Raw genomic sequence first — 21,354 nt, 5'->3', positions numbered from 1 at the left:
ATTTGTTAAATTGAATTAGCTTCGATCTTATGTTTTGCTACATGTCAATTTAGAATGCAATATCTTTATCAAGCAATGCGTTTTGTAAATCCCAATTGATTATAAATATAACAATAAGGTGTAAAATTAATTTTATTGTTTTGAATGTGGTCTATAATTGAAGGCATAAGTCACGTTGAGTCTGGGATTATGTAATGCAAGAGAAATTTATCAATTTAGGGAGGAAGCTTAAAAAGGTAAATGAAGGTATTAAACAACATATTTCTCGGGCAGAAGAGTTCCTCTACTTGGCGAACCAATGGGAAAAAGAGAATGTTAAGATTAATGATTTATTGGATGGAGTGCAGTTTACGGTTAATGATAAAAAAATGTCGGGTCAAGAAATTAAAGAGGAACTATCTAATCTAATAGAAAGATATAATAATTTTCTAAAAAAAAACTTAAAAGGGGAAAGAAGTGAAACATTAGAACTAAAGGAGATTCAGCAACAACTTATTAATTTATACAATGCTGTTAATGATATTTATACTTATTTATCCATAAATAAAACAGAGTTTTTTCTCGAAGCAATCAAGTCTTGGTATAAAAAAGATCAGAGGATGGGTAGTACAATCCAGTTTGTGCTGAAGATTGCGGATCATCTTTCTAAGGAGAGATTGCAATCTAATGCGAATTTAAATTCGCAATTTGCAGAAGCTTCCGAGAGCTTTCATGAGGTAACTACCAAATTTTACAAAGAGGTTGCTACTCCTAGAAGAGAATGTGCAGAAAAATTGTTGGAATTGATGAATAAATTCGTAGACCAATATATATCACAAGGGGCAAGTCCAGAAGATGCAATAAAAAAACTTAAGCCATTTGAGAAATATTTTACTATTGAAATCCCGTATTATGTAGAGTCTGGGCATTTAGTATATAAAACAAACTTTAATTGTAATCCAGCGCTATTTGATGTTAATCCCATCGAATTTTTAAATGAATTATTCGTGCAATTTTATAAAGACACCACTTTATCATCTCGATCTAAAGCTGCTTTAAAACAAGCACTTGATGAATTTAAGATTACTTATGAGGTGCCGAATACCTGGTATGGTTATATCGGCTGGGATATCCCTATAGTAACTGATAAGAATTCAGTATTAGTGACTTATGACAAACAAGCTTATTACAAATATCATCAAGAAAGCGGCAAGAGAGAAATGGAGTTTTTTGAGACAATTGAGCGCTATTTGGATAAGTCGAAAGACATTATTATTGCGACTAAAAAGGAAAATTTAAAAGGCCAAAAAGAGTTTTGTAAATTGATAGATAAGGGTATTAAGGAGTTAGAAGAAACAAAAAAGAAAAGAATTTTTCAAAAGGAGCCGCATGAACTGGTAACAAGTATTATCAATAAATCAATAAAGTTGCTGCAAGACTTGAAAAATAATATGCCATTAAGACGAGAAGATTTGGTCATGGTAATCTTAAGTACTGAAAATGCTTTAAATGCAGCAAAATCAAAATTAAAGATACAAGAAATTAATTTATCCGAACCTGAAAAATGCATTAAAAATTTTAAAAAGATATTAGCAATAAAACAAAAAGAAGAGCTTTGTTTTTATAAATCAGATGAAGAACAATCTATTTTCTCCAAACACATAAATTCTGAGCTTAGAGAACTTGTCGAATCTTATCAGGTTCAAAAGATAAGTGAAAAAGAGTTGGTTAGTGAGCCAGAAAAAAACAATTCGCCACAGAGAATGGAACCAAAAGAAGAAGATAAAAAGATTGATTTAAATAAGAAAATGAATTTATACCGTGTTCAAAAAATTATGAAAAATTTTGTATTTGAGTATTGCGGGTATAAGGGAGGAAAAAAAATAAAAGAGGGGGGAGCAACAATAGAAGAACTTAAAAATAAACTCAAAGATTTTGGAGATTATTTTCAAATAGAGATAGTGATGAATGATAAAAGTGGTTCAGCAGAACTCAATATCATATTCAACTATGAAAACATTAAGAATAAAAATCCACATGATTTATTTAACGAGCTCTTTAAAAAATTTACCGAAGACATAGGATATTCTGGTATAGGCTCACGATCAATTGAGGCTCTTAAAAGAGCATTAGCTAAAAATAATATCACTTATACCAATGGATATTATGGAAAAACAGCGACTTTAACAAGTCTGTTATGGAGTAAAGAGCCACCTGTTATTACTGATGAAAAAAATATATTTAAATTATCCGATGAAAAGCATCTAAGTGAGAATAAGGAAGATATTCGCGGAAAAGGAATGACGAATATCTAGTTTCTACATACCCATATTGCGAATTTTAATTGGCTTACACATTATCACAAGAGTTGGCGTTACATTTACTTTTGAATGATAATGTTTTCAATGACTACAGGCGTAATGGGTTTATCTTGTGGATCAGTAGGTATCTTGCTAATCTTATCAACAACCTCTTGCCCTGAAATGACTTGACCAAAAACATTATAGCTGCCTTGTAATTCAGGTGTTGGTGCAACGGTAATAAAAAATTGACTGCCATTCGTATTGGGCCCAGCATTGGCCATTGCAAGTACGCCTGGTTTGTTAAAACTGACATTAGTGTTTTCATTATCAAACGTATATCCTGGTCCCCCTGTCCCATTTCCAAGTGGGTCTCCGCCTTGAATCATAAAACCGGCAATCACACGATGAAAAGTTAAGCCATTGTAAAAAGGACGTTTAACCATTTTGCCAGTTTTTACATCTTTAAATTCTTTTGTTCCTGTTGCCAGACCTACAAAGTTTGCAACGGTATTGGGTGCTTCTTTGGTAAATAACTCACAAGTGATACTGCCTTCCGAAGTTTTAATAATCGCAGTTTCAGCATGTACTGACATGATGCCTACTGTGAATAATAAGCCAATGAATGAACAGACAATTTTTTTCATGCGAAGCTCTCCGTGAAATAACTAAGACCAGTATAACAGTATTATGTCGTATTAAAATGGTTTTTAAATGAACTTAGGATTTCGCCTGCATGGGATAGGGTTTTTGTACTATAATCAAACAATATTGAGTTATTCTGGGAGAGTTTCATGAACGAATCTGAATATGAAAGTGATTCTGAGAATGAAGACGATTCTGAAAGTGAATATGAGCTAAGTAAAATACCATCTAAAATACATTTTGTTTGGGTTGGTGGTCCTATTCGAGCCCAATATTTACGTACCATTATGGATGTTGCTGCAGTGGCAATAAAAAGTGATTTTGAGGTTAATTTATGGGTTGATAACGAAATGAATTATATTAAAACATCAACTCAAGAAGGAATAGACATACCTAATTTAAGAATAAGGAATATTCATGAATTGGAAGAAAGGATGAGAAATGATCCTTTTTACGAAGGGGACAGGTACAAAAAATTTTGGGAATATGTCAATAGAGAAAGAGTCGGTTTCAGAAATCTTGCTGCAGCTGCAGATTTTTTTCGTTTTGAAATTTTAAGGCAAGAGGGCGGTTATTACTTTGATACCGATATCGTTTTTTATTTGGATGAAAACTCACAATTTGTAGCAGATGAAGTTGCTTTTGGTATAAAAGCCCACGTAGATTTGTATACAGGATCATGGAGGGATCCACGTCGAGGAGGACCTACTATCCATCATGTCAATACTTTAGGGGATGTCAATAACGATATTCTTGCTGCTATTCCTGATCATGAGGTCATGGAAGATGCAATCTTAAATGCTATGCAACGCCATGAAGAGTATGACTTATCGCCTTTGCCCCAAGAATCTCTTAAAAAAAGATTTGGTCGATACGGCAATCTGATGGATGCTAAACGCACACCTTATCAATTGGAGGGACCAATGGATTTTAGAAAACATCAAACTATTGCAGCTGGTCCCGGTGCCTTACAGGAAGCATTGCGTGATTACATGGAAGGTGTTGAAGTGGAAGATTCGAACTTATTAATGACCTTAAAGGTTGGCAATCAAAGCTCAAGAGTAGCAAATGATAAGGATAAAAAACCGATAATGGGAATCGAAGTGGTCAGTAAGTGTGATAAAACATGGCTCACTAAAACAAGAAAAGCTAAAAAAAGAAAAGCCAGGCAAAAAGCCTTTGATACCGACTCGCTAGCTATAGAGCCAGCACTTTCAAAGGACTCTGGGCAGACAGCAAGTAATAGAGAGGCCTACTCTGATGGAGAAAGCGAGTACGATGGTGAATTAACAGAAGAAATCGAATTCCAAGGCAACTTACGCAAAGAACAATTCATTAATAAATTGAAAGACTACATTATCACAAAAAAAGAAGAAGCAAGGCAGGCTTTGCAAGTGAAAGAGAATGCAGAAGGCCATGATTCTGAAGAAAAAACTCTAAGCAAGCATTTTAAAACTCGCCACATTGAGATAACAAAAGGGTTTTCTGTTGAACAGAAAATTGCTGCTGTTGAGAAGCTTATTTGCTTACTTCAGGAAAAGGATGGAGCAGAGCTGCTTAATGCAATTGATTACGCTGCGCTCACCAGTTCCCGTTTAGGGAAGTTAGTCGAAAGATACGATGATTTGATGCTTAAAGAATATGTTGTGCCTGATGAGTACGGAGAAAAGCCGTACTGACACGTTGAATTAGTTTCGACTTAATCTGACACAACTACTTGAAAAAGTGAGAGTTTCCGGTTTTGATAGAAGTGCGAACTTTAAACAAAACCAAGAGGAAAACTCTCATGATAGATAATACAGTTAAAATCATTAAACATAAAGTTGGCTTATTAAACCTTGCTGAAGAATTAGGAAATGTTTCTAAAGCATGTAAAGTAATGGGCTTATCCAGAGATACTTTTTATCGCTATAAGTCGGCGGTTGAATCGGGAGGCATTGATGCTTTATTCGATCAAAACCGAAGAAAACCTAATATCAAAAATAGAGTAGATGAATCAGTCGAGCTAGCAGTCAAGGAATACGCGATAGCATTTCCAGCACATGGTCAGCAGCGCACGAGCAACGAGCTTCGTAAACAAGGTATTTTTGTTTCTCCTAGTGGTGTTCGTAGTATTTGGTTGCGCTATGAACTTGCCAATTTTAAAGACCGTTTAAAAGCATTAGAGGCCAAAGTAGCCTCTGAAGGGATTATATTAACAGAGGCGCAAGTTAGCGCTTTGGAGAAAAAGAAATTTGATGATGAAGCATGTGGTGAAATTGAAGCAGCCCACCCTGGTTACCTCGGCTCTCAAGATACTTTTTATGTAGGTACGCTTAAAGGAGTCGGTCGTATTTATCAGCAAACCTTTGTTGATACTTACAGCAAAGTAGCTTTTGCCAAGCTTTATACGACAAAAATACCGATTACCTCAGCAGATATACTCAATGACAAAGTCTTACCATTCTTTGAGCAATACAACTTGCCTATACTGCGAATTTTAACTGACAGAGGCACGGAATATTGTGGAAAGGTAGAACACCATGATTATCAGCTTTATTTGGCGATTAATAATATCGACCATACGAAGACAAAAGCAAACTCACCACAAACAAATGGAATTTGTGAGCGTTTCCATAAAACGATTTTACAAGAGTTCTATCAAGTAACATTTCGAAAGAAAATTTACGAATCAATCGATAAATTACAAAAAGATCTGGACGAATGGATGGATTACTATAATAATCAACGAACTCATCAAGGTAAAATGTGTTGTGGTCGTACTCCAATGCAAACTTTGATAGAGGATAAACAAATCTGGATGGAAAAATTTATAAACTAAATTTGACCTGACAGACACTTCTTGAAAAACCGGTAACTGTCAGATCAAGTTTGAACTACTACACACGTTATTTCTTTTTTGGCATGAGAGTATTTTCAATTTCCTCGTGTTTTTCATAATGTTCTGGCGGATTCTCCAGTTTTTTTTGTAATTTTTCCTTGTTTTCTTCTGTCTTGCCTTTTTCAGTTCTGTTTTTTATCATCTCTCTTAACACAGGAAAAATTTGATTCTCGTCGTTTTGAATATGTTCGGAAAGCCATTCCGGGGATCTGGAATCTATTTCTCCTAATTTATCGATAAGTACATCCCAACAGGTAAAGGGATAATTAGGATTCGAAGAATCTTGGTGCCCTAGTTTTTTATAAATTCGGTCACAAATCTCACTAGTAGGTATGTTTTCAAGAAAACTGCTGTCTTTCTTTTGTTTTAATATGATTAAACACCATTGAATTGCATGGGTCAGTTCTCCATGGGATGATGCTCTCAGGCTACTGTCTTTTAACATAAATCCTGATGATACTAAAAACATGAATTCTTCTTTTTTTAATGGTTTATTACCTATTGTCTGTAACATTCCCTCTCTAAAGCCTGCCTCGGTTAGTATTTCCTGTATTAGCGTTCTTAACTGCTTTGTTGCTCCTTTTTCGCCGGGTTTTAGTCCTTTTTCCTTTAACCTCATTGTCAGTCGCTCATTTAACTCAATAAGTTGCTCATTTACAGCTTCGGTATCCATCAAGTAGTTTTCTATTTTTGTGCATAGTTGTATAAATGGCTCATCTTGTAATAATTCGCCTTGCAGTGCTTGTTTTATTGGATTTTTTTCATTTTTAGAGAAAAACATATTGTCCCCAATGGATTAATTGACTTTTTAAGTATAGATTATTTGATGAATATTGTTCATAAAGATTCATATTTATTCGTTTTTTTTTTGTCGATAATCAAATTTTGTTGAGCAGTTCTATTAAGTGTTTTTACCTTAGTCTGGTGATTCAGTATCAGAGGTAGCTATTTTGCAGAATGCAATGAACAAACTAAATGGACACTCTATGATTACTTATGATGATATCCTGTTTATCTTCTCCGGGTGAGCTCATATTAATCAATCGAAACAAGTCGCTTGTTAACAGAGCATTGAGTGGTTCACTTAAATCAGATAATTGGGTAGCGGATAAATGATCAGCCATATAAGAAATAAACAATTGATTAGCTTTCATATCTTGTAAAAGTAAAGCCAAATGATTGGCAAACTGTAATAAATTAGAATGAATTGATGGATGATTTACATACATTTGTTTTAAAGCATCCACTATGTGCTGGCTAGTATGAGGTTTGATTGATTCAATCAGATGAATATGTTTTTTCGATGGTTGTTTAAAAAAACCTCTAATAAACTGACTGACAGGTAACTTATTTCTGGTCGTAAGGGTGTAAATTTTTTTACTGTGCAAATCAACAGGGTAGTTCGTTACGGCATCCTCCATTAACTTCTCATTACTTATCAGTTGAAGGCATTGATCAAAACACTGAAATAATTGAAGAAAAATTTTTTGCATTTCAGTTGAAAAAACGGCCTGACCAGCAGCATGCAAGCAGTGCTCACATAAATTTTTCAAGATGGTTTTTCTATGTTTTCTTTTGTCTTTTACGGCAGCTCGCATGTCATTTTCAGGGTGTACAATCATGTCTGTGTATAATGGTCTTTTTAAGGCCGCTATTTTTTCCCCCTTGGCTTGTAAAATCAGAAGATCTTCTTCAGGAATCATTCGCACTAGCTTTGCAAAATCAATATTTGTTTTAGTTAAAACCAGAGCTGTTTTAACTAAAACAAACAACAATAGAAATAAAAGAATAAGTAAGTAAGGCATTAAACTGGGACAATATTGGTAACCTGGAAGCAATCTCGAGCAATCTTGCCCTTTTGAAATTGAAAAATCTCTTGCTCTGGAGAGCGTCTTAAAATCTACGAAATTGATGTATTTTTGAGAGAACCTGTCCACAATTAATTTAAATGGAATTTTTTGATTTAACATCATATGGGCCGCTAAAATCATATGCGCAGCTCCGCCACACATTCCATACAGCACGATTTTTTTGTTTTTTTGTCTGAAATGGTTTACGAAAGCAATGACATCCTTGGCTATATCTTCAGCACTGTTTGCAAATTTATTGGATCGATTGGAATAATTTCTATGATTTATAAGTACTAATTCTGTACCAAAAAGCTCCTGGAACTCATCAAAGCTTGCATTAAGATAATGATGTTCTGTTTGAAAATGTCCAATTAATGCTAAAACAACAGTATTGGTTGTTTTCTTTCTTTCCTTGACCGAAAGCCCTTCAAGTACAATGCCATCCCAAGCGGGTATTAATAATTTATGAGTAATATGCTTGTTGGGTGTTGGCCTTATTTGGCGTGGGAAAAAAAGTTCCTTGTTAAAATTTTCAGTAATCAGCTTATTGATAGCGACACCCATATTGAATGGATTAACTTTCTTTAAACTGGTAACATCATTAGATACTCGTGTTGCTAGTAATCCATGTGGTGGGCTATTTGGGGGATGTGATAATTCAGCCAGGCACGCATTTTGAGTCATCTCAAGGATTTTTTGGTGAGAAATATCTTCACATACCTTGCTGTCAATTTTTTCAATAGTATGGGAAAAGAAAGAAAAGAGTATTTTGGGATTCTGGGTTAATAACAGATAGTTGTCATTATAATGTCTTATTATTTCAAATAAGGCTCTTTGTAGGATCGTATAAGCAAGTGAATTTTTCTTTAACAAGCTCATTTGCTTATCCAAAACCAAAATGCACGAGTAACCCAAATCTATAAAAGCTTCACATTTTATGTACAAAGGGTGTTTGATAATTTTATCGCGAGTTATGTTTGAGCCTAACCAAAACGCCAACACTAATTTGTAAAACGAATTTTTATCGTTATCAGAGGACAAATCCAATTGTTTGATTAAATTATTCCTGTCGTTGAAATGACTTAATGCTGCCTTGAGAATTGTATTAGATACTAACATAAGTTCATAAACGTAATAAAAGAAAGTTCATTTAAGTTCTATTTCTATCAAAATGGGTAGATGTCATCTTTTGGTTGCTATGAAAAAAAAGTGCTTTTTATTTCCCATCATTTAGGCTTAATACGATCTGGCCGCAGTTTTATAACAACCGGTATCGGCCAGCTCAAGTTTGAACTAAAACAAAAGATTGATCCTGCCACTGTAATTCAGGCTTGTTTTTGTCAAAACATCGCAACAAATTCTGTATTCTTTGCTGATGTTTTACCATCTTTCTGGAGAGAAACATTAACAAGTTTTTGATAATCAATTTCTTCGCATTTGATGACTGGAATTTTATTGTCCGCTCGTCGAGCTACAGTGACTTTTGCCACTTTAAGTGCTTCCAGTTCAGAGGCAATTGCTTTAGCTTTTTCCATATTGGGAAGTTCCAGCCAAGTGACCAATCCCTTTTTTGCATTGTGCTTCCAACCCGTCTGACCAGATATTTTTTCCAGACTTTTTATAACAGCATTTATTTGTGAGCCATCGAACACGGCTGTTGAAAACAATGTTGGTTTCTTTTGTTTTGACAGCTCGAATTCTTTTGCTATTTGGGATAATTTATTGATACTCATTGACAGGACAAAAATGGATGCTTCAGTCTCGTCAGCCATTTGCATTGCAAACAAGGTTTCGGGAGAAGAAAACACCTGTTTCTGGAATGCATTGATATTAAACTCAGCATATTTTGACCTGGTTTCTTGTAACAAGTCACTTAAAGCAACTCGCAAAACAATCAATTTTTTTAGTTTTTCATTTTCAAAAGCTTTTTCTTGAGCTTCGTTTACACGAGTATAAATAAGATCAATTAAAGGAAGTAGAGAGGAATCAATTTCAGCGAATGCTTTTTGATACCGGCTGTCCTTATTTTCTCTTTCCCCAGGGTGACGAAGCACAATGCTAGGATAGCCAAATGCGCGAAGGAAAGTATTAATAAGGCAGGTTGCCGTTCTTCCATTTGCATTGGCAAAAGGATGAACTTCTGTAAGTTTATAAAAAGTAGTTGCCAGGAATTCAGAAACATTTTTCAAATCTCTGCAATCACAAGCATGTAATTGGTCCACTGTTTCTCGCGCCCATCGATTCATTGCTTCAGGAATCAGAGGAGGAAACATACAAATTTTTACAATTTTATTGACTGTGATTTTCTCTTTTTCACTCAATTGGTTGAGATTATATGCACTTGCCAATTTATTTTGTACTAGAATTCCTTTTATCCCGGGGCTTGAATAATCAATAAAGGGTTTTAGTGATTCATGAATACTGTATTTTTCATCTTTGGCGATTTTCTCTAATAGAACAATAAAATCCAAAGCAGATTGATAATCCATCTCAAATTGTCTATTTAAAAATTTTGCAAGTTGCTGCGGGGATTTGCACTCATGAAGATCAGACAAATATAAAGTAAAATGGACTCCCAATTCAGCGCCCAAGTGCCATCGGAAAATAATTTCATCAGTATATTCGCCAGATTTCCTATCGTAAGCTTGCATTAATGATTTTCCGATAAAGCCATGTATTGCTTTAACCCATTCAATCAACATTTCTGGGGTAATATGGGATAAACCACTTTTTTTAATTTGAGGAAGAATAGTGTCTTGTGCATAAAGATAGGCATTTAACATATCTTGATGTTGGCCTGCTTCTGGAAAAAGAGCATCTTCAAATGTTTCTGAGCCTGCCAAACGTCTTGGGCTTGATTCTGGTTCAAATCCATACACTAAAGCATGATTAAATTCGGTTAGTTTTGCTAAATCAAACATGGTTGTTTTGGGTAATTAATAAAAAGGGGAACAATCGTATCAGAGAACACAATAAATATCCACTATGAACTTTAATTGATCTTTTATCGGTATTGAAGAGCTAGCCTAAAGATGTTTTTACACCGTTTAGGACTATCTCAATAGTTATTTGCGAGTCCCTTCACAAAGACTATAAAAGTCAGGTCGCTTGCTTTTATAGAGAGACTCTATTTTCATCAGTAGGTGTTTTTTTCAATGCCCTGGAGCAAGGATGGGGTTTAGGAGTAAATACACCATGTCTACGGAGGTTTTCTTCATACTCTTGTACTTTCAGATAAACTTTACCGGTATTTTTTTTATTTTGCACAGGATTGGTTTGAGGTTGAGTTTCCGGATTAGAAGTACTTGTATTCTGATTATCTGAAACTGCTTCAGGTGATTTATTTTCCTCAGGGAGCGTGATGCTATCCTTTTCCGGCTCTTTTCTTGGTTCAGTGGAAATCGTGACCGTTTTGGGTATTACATGTTCCATATAAGAATTTAGCGCATTTTCCGCTGCTTTTAAGGATTTCTCCAGAGACGCAAGCTTTTTATCAAGTACCGTTTCAATGTTCAATTGGTTTTTCAGCCATCCTATTGGAGTATGGTGCTGTTCAAATAGAATATTATTTTCATAAAGAGCTTTGATAAGCTTCATCTTTTCTGCCAATTCTTCTTGAGGATTGCTGTAATCAAAAAGATGCTGATTAAGGAGTTCTATTGCTTTGAGCTTGTCTGTGGAAAGTGCTTTATTGTAGACTTCTGTTTGTTTGAAGCGTTCCTCTTCTCTTGAGCGTAATCGATTAGGAATATTTTCAAAATTATCCAGAAAATCAAATAGAGCAGAAGCTTTTTTTCTGTCAATTTTGTTTTTTTTCTCTTTCCAATTTTCGTGTAATGCGCGTAATGATTTTACTTCCTTGGCAATTTGTCGCTTTGCAGTTTGCCACTCATGGTGATATTTTAATGTGTCATGTTCAAAATGGAATAAGCTTTCTTCAATAACAAACTTATGATGAGAGTTTAAAATGATTTTTTTGAATTTATTGTAGCTTTCGCTGGTATGAGCATTTTTTCCATTGGTACCCGCAATACGTCTCATCCATTGCTCTCTCTCTGTAAATATCTGAGCCAATGGCATAAATATTTTATAGCTTAAGAGTTTAAAAATATCTTCCCGAGTTATGAACTCCGGCAAATCAGCCGCAGGTTGCTGATCAAGAGGGGTTAATACGTTCTCCACAAAATCTTTGTAGAAATTATGTATATCATTTGTCTCAACATCCAAGCTTCTAAAGTATTCTTCTCTTAAGCCTGGTGTAAAATGATTTGTTTCCCATGTTTTTAACTGTAGCATCAAACGGTGGTAACTCTTGCTAATTTGTTCAGGTTTGTGAGATCTGGATTTATTGGATCTGAAAAGCATGGGCATCTCCAGGATAAATTTGAAAATAAAAATGACTGAATTTTGTTAGTTTATGAACAGATTTTAAAAATACTGGATGATAGCAAAAGCGGCATGTTTTTAAATACAGTATTTTTTCTCTATTTATTTGATGTATTGGGTCAGGGTATTAAGTTGAATAGTATATTGTGAAAGATATAATCTAAAAACATTTTTTGCCAAATCAACTCTTATTACTTTAATATCTTTCATTAAGGTTACCCTGCAAACAATAAATAACAGGTGCTTGTTTGAATATTAAAGAAATCCATATCGCACAACTCACTATTCCATTAAGTCGCCCGTTTATTACTGCGGTGAGGCGTACCGAATGCGTTGATGATGTAGTGGTATTAATAAAAACAGATTGCGGAAAGATTGGTTATGGTTCAGCAGCATCGACTCCAGCGATAACTGGAGACAGTACGAAATCCATTATCACTGCCATTAAAGATGCCTTGGGCCCACATCTTATCGGACGTAATATTGCCGAATTCAATTTATTACTGCAAATGAATGATCAGGCTATAGGAGGTAACTCGTCAGCCAAGGCTGCTATCGATATCGCTTTACACGATTTATTTGCCCAATATTGTGGTTTGCCTCTCTATAGATTGTTGGGAGGAAATACCAATTGTATCGATTCGTGTATTACGATAAGCGTCAAAGAAGTTGATGAGATGGTGAGTGATGCCGTTGATTTGATTCAGCAGGGGCACAAAACCCTGAAAATTAAATTAGGATTAAATCCAGTTGACGATATAAAACGAGTTCAGACTATACGTCAGGCTGTGGGCAATGATATTACTCTGCTGGTCGATGCAAATCAGGGATGGTCTTATGAGGACGCATTAAAGGTCATCGCTGCTTTCAAAAAAGAGAATTTGAATATTCCTTTGGTGGAACAACCGATTAGTGCTCGAAATCTGCCCGATTTAAAGGTGATTAGAGATCAGGTTGATTGTGCAATTATCGCTGACGAAGCATGTTTTTCCCCAGAAGACGCATTGAATATGGCAAAAATTAATGCTTGCGATGGAGTTAATATAAAGTTGATGAAATCAGGAGGCCTTGAAAAGGCTCAAGCAATTTATCACATTGCTCAGGCGGCAAAAATGCAAATCATGGTGGGATGTATGCTGGAATCGCCGATTGGAGTCGCCGCTATAGCCAGTTTTGCATTAAGTAAGCCCGATATTTCTTATGCAGATCTCGATCCTATTTTTTTGATCCGTGAGAATTATATTCTTGGTGGGGCACAAAGTCTCAGCAATAAAATTATCCTGGCAGACAAACCGGGATTAGGGATTGAAGGCATCACACAGGGACTGAATCTAATTGGAGTGATCCGCTAATGTCTTTCTACATTCAGCTAGCCAGTTTATCCATTATTATTCTTTATGTTTTGCTGTTATTTCGTAACGTTGATCCATTAGTAGCGACAGCTGTTTGCGTTGGGCTAGGTTTTTTGTGGAATATAAGCACCCCAATTGACATAGGGAATGCCATGGCTGATGCCTTGGGTTCATTTATGGCTTTGGTTGGTTTTATCATCATGTTAGGTCGAGGGTTGGGCGAAGTTTTAACGCATACCCAGGTAAGTCATACTTTAGTGCACCAAATTGTTTATGGAGTCGGGGTTAATACTCAGCGACGCGCTAAAATTGGTATAGTCCTCTCATCCTTTATTATTGTTGGTTTGCTGGGAACATTAGCGGGAGGCTTAGCTATCCTGGCCCCCAGTTTGCGTCCTATTGCAGGGTCAGTAGGCTTGTCACGTCCCAGTTTGGCGGTACTCATGCAAGCTTCAGCTGAAGAGGCTTTAATTTTGGGGCCTTTTGCTCCCCCAGTTGTAACCTTGCTTGGTGTCACTGGATTAAGTTATGGGACAGTATTTCTTTACGCTTCGCTCCCAATTGCTGTAGTGACTTTAATTACCACCTGGTTTATGGCTTCACGATTACAAAAATTATACATCAATGAGCCCTGCGAAGACGAGAACAGCACTGAGCCTTTTACTCCCAATAGACAACAAAAAAGGGCTACATTAATTTTTCTGATTTCCTTTTTGTTTTGTGTTGTCTATGGTTTATTTACTCAAGCGAAAACCTCTTATGTGATCTTTGTCATGTTATTTCTGGCGCTGATTACCGGATTATCCTGTCGACTCGGTTTGAAACAAATTTTTAACCTGTTGTTTGAAGGAATGCAAAAAAGCTTGCATCTCTTCTTTTTGTTTATTTTATTTGATCCTTTTATGGCACTAATCCATCAAGCTGGAGGATTTAATGCATTAACTGAGTTATTAACACCATTAATTAACCTGGGAGGGAAACCAGTATTATCGATCTTAATAGGATTTACCGGCGCTTTTGGTATGCCAGGCGCTGCAGAAGCAACCATCAAAATGCTTCACCAGCTCTTTAGCCCCTCTGTCCTCCAGATGCAATTGCCTCTTATCACTTTTGCTTTGTGCATGCTCTTTGCAACTCGCGTCACAAATTACGCTTACCCTGGCGCCAATATGTTCGCGGCAATGGGTTTTGCTGGAAGTGAGAATGTCAAAGCCATGATACAAAATGGCCTTGTAGTGACTGGCGTCCAGGTTGCATTTTTAATTGTTTATAGTTTATTCATACCCTGATGTTTGTGATCGCTTTAATCCTTTAAATCAATGAGTTTGCACCACACAGGGCTATGCTTAGGGCTTATATAGATGCAGAAGCTGGTAAAGAAAAGTGTTTAAAAATTTCTGCCAAAGCTAAATTGAGCAAGTCAAATTTGTATTTAATATGTTTTATTCTATTATCTATCATGGGAGTTTTTGAGTTTGCTTTAAGCTCACAGTTCATTTTCAAAATGAAAACTCTTTTTTTCAACAGGATGTATCAGATAAAGTCAAATTTAATTCAATTTAGATAACAAGGAGTTAGTTACATGAAATATATATTTCTTTTTATAGGCTTAATTGTTGCCGGTATCAATCCAGTTTTAGCAAGCGTGCTTCCCAGTTCAAAAGATGCTCAGCTTTGTACCAATGCTTATAATAAACTTTGGCATATTTTTGACAGTGTGAAGGCTGATCACCGAGGTGATCCAGCTGCTCAATCTGCTATATTTAATGTGGAATTTCCCAAAGTACTGGCTGAAGATTTTTCCCTGACCATTAATAATTTACCTGTTGAGCCCAATAGTTCTGAAACAATTACTGTGAATGTGCAAGGACTTCCTCAAGTGATTTCCGTGGCTTCAGAGCAAATTACTTCCTGGGGACAACACCATATAGCTGGTCCTTTCAGTTTTAAACTCCTCTCTGAATCATTACCCTACAAAACACGGGTTTATCTTATGACAACCAGAGATATCGATTACACAAACTCTCCAGAAAACAATGGTTGCGCCGCTTTTCTGGCACAAAAAAATATGGTTTGCACTGTTAAAAATACTGGGGTTTCAACCAGAAAAGCCATCCTTAACAGTATGAACTCTCACGTTGTCACGACTTATGTCATGCCTGCTCCAAATTGCAGTCTGTGGATAGCCCCTCCTGTTGAAGATTTTCCTACTGAAGCTTAATCCACTTATTCAATTCCCCCAAAGTGCTAGTAATCTAGTGTTTTGGGGTATTAAATAGCATAAGAAAGGAGCCGACAAACGCTGGCTTTAACATTCTTTCTGACTGTTGTATTGTCCAATCGATGCGGTTATTTCCCAGCATTTGCTTGCTATTCAGGATGTCATTAGACGTTGTGTATGATAGCAAATGGATTTAAAAAAAACATGTTGATCAATTATATTTCTTTATGTATCCTTGGATTATTTTAATGTGCTGTTTGAGATTATGAAACCCAATTTGTTTTATTTTGTATTGAGGCAGATTTTAGATGAATCTCCAAATTTCAAATTATTAGATGAGATTGCTCCTGTCCATGATATCACCTTAATGGATAAGAAGTATTATCGTTTAGAATTACCCTTGACTAATATTGCTGCAGAAGGTTTCAGGCTTCATGATGCACATATTAGTCTTTATGAGAAAACAGATCCCAATAATCCAAATTTGGGACTTTCGCACTTTACTGCGATATTTCATGACCGGAATGGTCAAACGTATCGAATGCATTTGTATTTGAATCGTTTCGACGCTCTGGCATGTCCAGCCACTTGGGAGTTATTGGAGGATGGTGAGCGCTATGTAAAAGTTTCTCCACCAGAAAATCTGGATTATTTCATTCATTCTGTATGGCAGCTAGGTCTTCCTTGTTTGCAATTGCTGCGAAAAAAACAAAAGGAAGTAGAGGCTAAATTGCTTAGTGATTACCACAGATTAAACGAGGAAACGATTTTACTTAGCAGGGATTTGGATAAAAACAGACCAGTTTATTTAGAAAAGCTTGATGAATTAATTCAAACGGTTAAGTCATTGAGCCAAATTTCTGAAAATAACCATTGGTCGAGAGAAGCTCTCTATTTGATGAAAACACGCAAGCATCTATCCTCTATGCCAGAACCAACTCTTGAGCCAGTCAACAAGAGTGATGGAGATCATAAAAAAGACAGCGAAGCAGAAGTCGTTGCCTTACCCTCAAAGCAAAGAGCTGAGCCTACAAAAACTAGCCAAGACAATACCAGGCTTGCTCAATGTACCTTATTTTCCAAGTCATCCAAAGCTCAGCGCCATGTGGTTATGAAAATGGAGCGTGACATTAACAGAATAAAAGAATTGTATGCTCAAGTATTAAAGACAAAAGATAAAAAAATTAAAGCAGTCCTTTTAATTGATCTGCATTGGAAAATCAAAGATATTAATTTAGAAACGGAAGAGTTACTGACAAAAGAGCAAATACAAGTCTTAAATGACATCGAAGGCCGTGCAAATAAAGAAGCCAAGTCGCTCCTGGAAAGAGCCTTGTTTGCTGAAGAGTTTGAATACGCTCAAACCCTGTCTCCCTATTATCATTTGCTTAATAACGATATGTTGGTTCTTGCTCTTACTCAGAGAAAAGCTGATCTTTTAAACTTTTTAGTGACTAAAGTAGGTTTGCCTATCAATAGTTATCCAATTAAAGCGAAAGCGCAAACGTATTCTAATGCCGTTGAATATTGCTTCTCAGAACACAGTGAGTCACTGGTGGACTGCTTTAGTGTATTAATAAAAAACGGCGCTAGTCTGATGCAGCCTATTGGCTTACATAAATTACCTCTGGCTCATCTTCTTTTGTCTGAAATCCCTAAGCATCCTTTGTATGCCGCTTTAGAACAAAACAAAAGCTTAACTCTCAGTAACAAGCAATTCTATGCTCATTTAATTAATGCACTAAAATCATGTTTATTATCTGGTGATATCGAAGGTGACCAGAAAATTGCCCTGGAAGAGTCTATTGTGCGATACGAGCACTTAAAGACTAATGTAAAAAACTCATCCTCACTGCTGAGTCCTCAAAACCAGGCATTGGCTGATGAAATAAGCGATATTAGCAAAAAATTATTGCCTGACGCTGTGGCTGAAGCAATTGAGAATGATGAGGAAATATCAAGAGAAAAAGCAATCACTGATAAAGAATATAAAGAGTTGATTCGTAAGGTGAAGGCATTTTATCATAAAACCGGAAAGAACTTTGCTTTTCAATCCTTAATTAATTCAGCCAATCAGGAATTGAAGAAAGAATTATTAGAAATTGACTTTAATATCGACATTAGCTTTAGCGAGCTTAAGGAATCCATACTGGAAAACTTAAGCAAGGAAAGATTAATGTTTAGCTATTGCAGTGAATTAATAGACGTTCAGACAACAATCATGCAAATATCGCAGGGAGCGAGCAGAAAGAATAAAAACCTGAAAAAACTCAATGCGCGACATGCTGAGCTTATCGAATTGCTCACAGATTTAAGCCAAAATACGCCTCAATCTATGCTAAAAGAAGCCAATGAATTTCAAGATTCTTTTAGTCAGCTTCAAGATTTATTGAATGGCTTGAATCAATTGGAGGGTCCTTTGGGCATGCTTGCTGGAGTATTAAATCAATTCCTAGAGGGCTCAACATCGGAATCAGAATCTTTTGGTATGAAGCTATAAGACAAATGGCATACTAGTGTTCTGACAAGCGAAATACAATTTAGTCTTGTGCATCAAGCATCATCTGTGACTGGATTTAGGTGCTCAAATGACGTATTTTTTTTATTAAAATCAATAAAATAGATGGAGCGATCAGTAAAGTGTTCTTGATCAAATACACGCCAGGTAATTTGGCACTTTTTCTGATTCGCTTCAATCACATAATAGCTGTTTAAATTATCTTTGCTTCGTGAGCACAGTAATGAGCCCGCATGCAGCGCCAAGCAGGGGTAGCCATTATTTTTCGCTATTAAACTTAAATGAGCATAGTGTAGATGACCTGTACACACCAAATGAATGGTACTTTGCTTTAAAAAGCTTAAAAGTGTTTGAGCATTCGCTAATGGCTTGTGTAATCCTTCCATATAATCAAAATTATGGTGAAAAAAGAGCAAATTTAATTTTTCATCATCCGGTTTAAAATATCTTTTAATCCTATTCAATGTTTCATGAGATAGTTTTCCATCCTTTAATTGCAAGGGATTGACACTATTAACTCCCAAAATTCGTACAAAATCGTTTTCAAAGGTAATGGTTATATCTGGATTAATGTAGCGTTTGTAATGGCGAAAAGGGGACATAAACCGCGCCACAAAGTTATAAAGCGGAATATCATGGTTGCCCGGAACAGTAAGTGCTTTAACTGGTAGTTGATTTAAAAATGAGCAAAACTCCCGGTATTGATACGAGAGTCCTCGTTGAGTCAAGTCTCCTGAAATAAGAATAAGATCTGGTTTATTGAGGGCAATTTCCTGAACAAATTTATTTAAAACCTTAGGTTGATGTATCCCAAAATGCAAATCAGAAATATGGATAATTTTCATATTTTTTTAGTCAGTAGTTTCAGTGATTTAGGTAAAATTTTATAATAAAGAGGTGGGGTTATAGCCAGTGTGTCTCCATCTAAAGATATGGTAATTTTATTTTTATGAAGAACATCGACCTTCAGAGGTAATCGTGTCTGCATTATTTCAAAACGATCCTTATTCGTTAAGAAATCAATGAAAAATTTGAATAAATGCAATTTTCTACGTTTGTAATAATAAATACCCAACTTCTCTTTTTGAAAACTTTCTCGAATGAATTTGAGAGGAAATTCATAGGTATAGCAATTGTTGCTCACCATAAAAAAAGAAGTACGTATTGATATATCAAGTTCCTTATTTTTTATTAATAAAGCATAAGAGCTGTGGTATAACAAGGCTTTGATAAAACTGGGAATATAAGTAAGCCATTTATTATAAAAATTTGTATAATAATCACGATTTTTTGCTAATTTGGAATAAAAGCCGACTGAAGAATTATTAATAAAGATATGGCCATTGACTTCTGCTACGTCAATCGTGGTCGTTATTTTTTCCTGGATTGCTGTTATTAATTCCTCAGTTGTTGACGGTAAATTCAGCTCTTTGGAAAAATGATTCATAGTTCCCAAAGGAAGCACTCCAAGAACAACAGAAGTATTGGTACACCATTGCGCAGCACTCCGAACAGTGCCGTCTCCACCCCCGATTAATAGTAAAGGGTATTTTGAGCAACAATGCTGAATATTATTTTCCAATTGTTGGGGGTCTGCTTCGTATAATTGATAATCAATGCCATGCGCTCTGAGTTCGGATAAATAATCTTCCATTCGGTGTGCATTTTTAGCTTGATTATTGATAATAACCGCAATGTCTGTCATGAAGCTCCCCAATGCTCTGGTTACTTAAAGTTTAGGTTACATTCAAAAATTATAGTAAGACAACATGGAATCCCATCAGACATTTTAATTTTATTAACTTAGGCATGAAAGACAGATTTTTTTGAGAGCTCAATTAGTTAAATAAAATAAAAAGTCTACACTTCTATTTTATAGGGACATTAAAGTTAATTAAGGATAATAACGTGAATTTTGATAAATTATATCAGCATAAGGCATGTACTGCGGAAGATGCAGTTGGCCTGATTCCCCAAACGGCGGTAATTTCAATGGGGATGAGAGTGGCAACTCCCCCAGCTTTATGTCAAGCCTTAGCTCAACGAGCAAAAGCAGGCGATTTAAAAGAAGTAAAAGTTTATTATCTTCGGTGCGGTGATGTTGCTTTGCAGACTATTTTTCAAGAAGATGTACTTCATATTATCAAGCCTTATTCATCCATGATGTCTAAAGGAGAGGTTTTACTGGCCCAGCGCGGTTATGAAGAAGGTAAAAAATATATAAATTTTGTACCAATTAGCTTTAGTCGGTATCCTGAAACTATTAAATCAATTACTAGACTGGACGCATTTATTGTTACTGTTGCGCCCATGGATCAATATGGTTTTTTAAATTTTGGTACGAATGGTGATTATGCAATTGAACTGGCACGTTATGCTGATCGACTAATTGTTGAGGTTAACGAGAACATGCCCAGAACGGCTGGTTCTACTTTAGTACATGTCAGTGAAGTAGATGTCATTGTTGAAAATACAACTTCTTTAATTGAAGAGCCTTCAAAGCCAGTAAGTGAATTAGATAAGCAAATTGGTCAATATATTGCATCTTTAATACCTGATGGTGTGACCATTCAAATGGGAATAGGCGGGGTGCCAAATGCTGTATGCGAGCAATTAATCAGCCATAAAAATCTCGGTATTCATACTGAGGTTATGACAGCAGGTATGATTGATTTAATTAAGCAAGGCGTCGTTACGAATACCCACAAAACATTGAACCCGTATGTGAATGTGTTTACATTTGCTATTGGTGACAGGCAGCTTTATGATTTCATTAATAATAATCTATCCATGGTGTGTCTGCCTGTTTCCTATGTTAATGAACCCACAATTATTGGCAAAAATCACATGATGACTTCGATTAATGCCTTTATTGAAATTGATTTTAGTGGGCAAGTGAATGCTGAATTTATCGGCCATCAGTTCTCAGGCGTAGGAGGGCAGCTTGATTTTATTCGTGGTGTGCATTATTCACCCGGTGGAAAAACCATTATTGCAAGTAGTTCGACAGCAAAAAATGGTACAGTGTCAAGAATTGTACCTAGATTAGCTACTGTTGTTACTGACACACGTTTAGATATTGATTATGTAGTTACTGAATATGGGATAGCCCAATTAAAAGGACGTTCTACGACTGAAAGAACACATCAGTTGATTAAAATTGCCCATCCTGCGTTTCATGATGAATTAATACATCAAGCCAAACAACAGGGTTTTATTTAA

14 protein-coding genes and 1 pseudogene are annotated in these 21,354 nt (G+C 35.8%); 8 read left to right on the top strand and 7 right to left on the bottom strand.

What is annotated here, in order from left to right; genetic code table 11:
* Positions 1–194 precede the first annotated feature (194 nt).
* On the top strand, positions 195–2,294 hold the full coding sequence (locus tag EL201_RS10090) for a hypothetical protein (protein ID WP_027222141.1): 2,100 nt from the start codon (positions 195–197) through the stop codon (positions 2,292–2,294).
* A 65-nt stretch (positions 2,295–2,359) separates the two neighbouring features.
* On the opposite strand, the gene EL201_RS10085 is transcribed toward EL201_RS10090, so the two are convergent.
* Positions 2,360–2,926 (bottom strand): peptidylprolyl isomerase, encoded by a 567-nt coding sequence (locus tag EL201_RS10085; protein WP_027222140.1) that lies wholly within the window; start codon positions 2,924–2,926, stop codon positions 2,360–2,362.
* A 147-nt stretch (positions 2,927–3,073) separates the two neighbouring features.
* Between EL201_RS10085 and EL201_RS10080 the strand changes: the two genes are divergently transcribed.
* Positions 3,074–4,603, top strand: a complete 1,530-nt coding sequence (locus EL201_RS10080) for a TcdA/TcdB catalytic glycosyltransferase domain-containing protein (protein ID WP_027222139.1) — start codon at positions 3,074–3,076, stop codon at positions 4,601–4,603.
* A gap of 107 nt (positions 4,604–4,710) precedes the next feature.
* Positions 4,711–5,770: pseudogene (locus EL201_RS10075) on the top strand (IS481 family transposase).
* Between the two features lie 42 nt (positions 5,771–5,812).
* Here EL201_RS10075 and lirA read toward each other — a convergent pair.
* From lirA to EL201_RS10055, 4 genes are all read right to left on the bottom strand, one after another.
* Positions 5,813–6,586: a Dot/Icm T4SS effector LirA gene (gene lirA, locus EL201_RS10070; protein WP_027222138.1), complete on the bottom strand. Its 774-nt coding sequence runs from the start codon at positions 6,584–6,586 to the stop codon at positions 5,813–5,815.
* 190 nt (positions 6,587–6,776) lie between these two features.
* Positions 6,777–8,774 (bottom strand): alpha/beta fold hydrolase, encoded by a 1,998-nt coding sequence (locus tag EL201_RS10065; RefSeq protein WP_027222137.1) that lies wholly within the window; start codon positions 8,772–8,774, stop codon positions 6,777–6,779.
* A 221-nt stretch (positions 8,775–8,995) separates the two neighbouring features.
* Entirely contained in the window at positions 8,996–10,576 is a 1,581-nt protein-coding gene (locus EL201_RS10060) for a Fic family protein (protein WP_027222136.1), read from the bottom strand.
* 193 nt (positions 10,577–10,769) lie between these two features.
* Positions 10,770–12,020: a hypothetical protein gene (locus EL201_RS10055; RefSeq protein WP_027222135.1), complete on the bottom strand. Its 1,251-nt coding sequence runs from the start codon at positions 12,018–12,020 to the stop codon at positions 10,770–10,772.
* A 269-nt stretch (positions 12,021–12,289) separates the two neighbouring features.
* Here EL201_RS10055 and EL201_RS10050 point away from each other — a divergent pair, with 269 nt between their 5' ends.
* The 4 genes from EL201_RS10050 to EL201_RS10035 all read left to right on the top strand — a co-directional run bounded on the left by EL201_RS10050 (position 12,290) and on the right by EL201_RS10035 (position 18,114).
* Positions 12,290–13,393 carry a dipeptide epimerase gene (locus EL201_RS10050; protein WP_027222134.1) on the top strand — a complete coding sequence of 368 codons (1,104 nt, stop codon included), beginning with the start codon at positions 12,290–12,292 and terminating at the stop codon, positions 13,391–13,393.
* Positions 13,393–14,682 (top strand): TRAP transporter large permease subunit, encoded by a 1,290-nt coding sequence (locus EL201_RS10045; RefSeq protein ID WP_027222133.1) that lies wholly within the window; start codon positions 13,393–13,395, stop codon positions 14,680–14,682. The genes EL201_RS10050 and EL201_RS10045 overlap by 1 nt, the downstream gene beginning before the upstream one ends.
* Before the next feature lie 293 nt (positions 14,683–14,975).
* Positions 14,976–15,614 carry a hypothetical protein gene (locus tag EL201_RS10040; protein ID WP_027222131.1) on the top strand — a complete coding sequence of 213 codons (639 nt, stop codon included), beginning with the start codon at positions 14,976–14,978 and terminating at the stop codon, positions 15,612–15,614.
* Between the two features lie 217 nt (positions 15,615–15,831).
* Entirely contained in the window at positions 15,832–18,114 is a 2,283-nt protein-coding gene (locus EL201_RS10035) for a hypothetical protein (RefSeq protein ID WP_106197074.1), read from the top strand.
* Between the two features lie 53 nt (positions 18,115–18,167).
* Here the strand turns inward: EL201_RS10035 and EL201_RS10030 are convergent, their stop codons facing one another.
* Positions 18,168–18,977, bottom strand: a complete 810-nt coding sequence (locus tag EL201_RS10030; RefSeq protein ID WP_027222129.1) for a metallophosphoesterase family protein — start codon at positions 18,975–18,977, stop codon at positions 18,168–18,170.
* The gene (locus EL201_RS10025; protein ID WP_027222128.1) at positions 18,974–19,837 is read right to left on the bottom strand and encodes a diacylglycerol/lipid kinase family protein; all 864 of its coding nucleotides are present in this window, start codon (positions 19,835–19,837) and stop codon (positions 18,974–18,976) included. The genes EL201_RS10030 and EL201_RS10025 overlap by 4 nt, the downstream gene beginning before the upstream one ends.
* 203 nt (positions 19,838–20,040) lie before the next feature.
* On the opposite strand from EL201_RS10025, the gene EL201_RS10020 reads away from it, so the two are divergent.
* A complete protein-coding gene (locus EL201_RS10020; protein ID WP_027222127.1) occupies positions 20,041–21,354 on the top strand; it encodes an acetyl-CoA hydrolase/transferase family protein in 1,314 nt (437 codons plus the stop codon).

The organism is Legionella pneumophila subsp. pascullei (genome assembly GCF_900637585.1).
Lineage (GTDB): Bacteria > Pseudomonadota > Gammaproteobacteria > Legionellales > Legionellaceae > Legionella > Legionella pascullei.
Note: the sequence above shows the minus strand (reverse complement) of the source record. Positions and strands in the feature narration are given on the sequence as shown.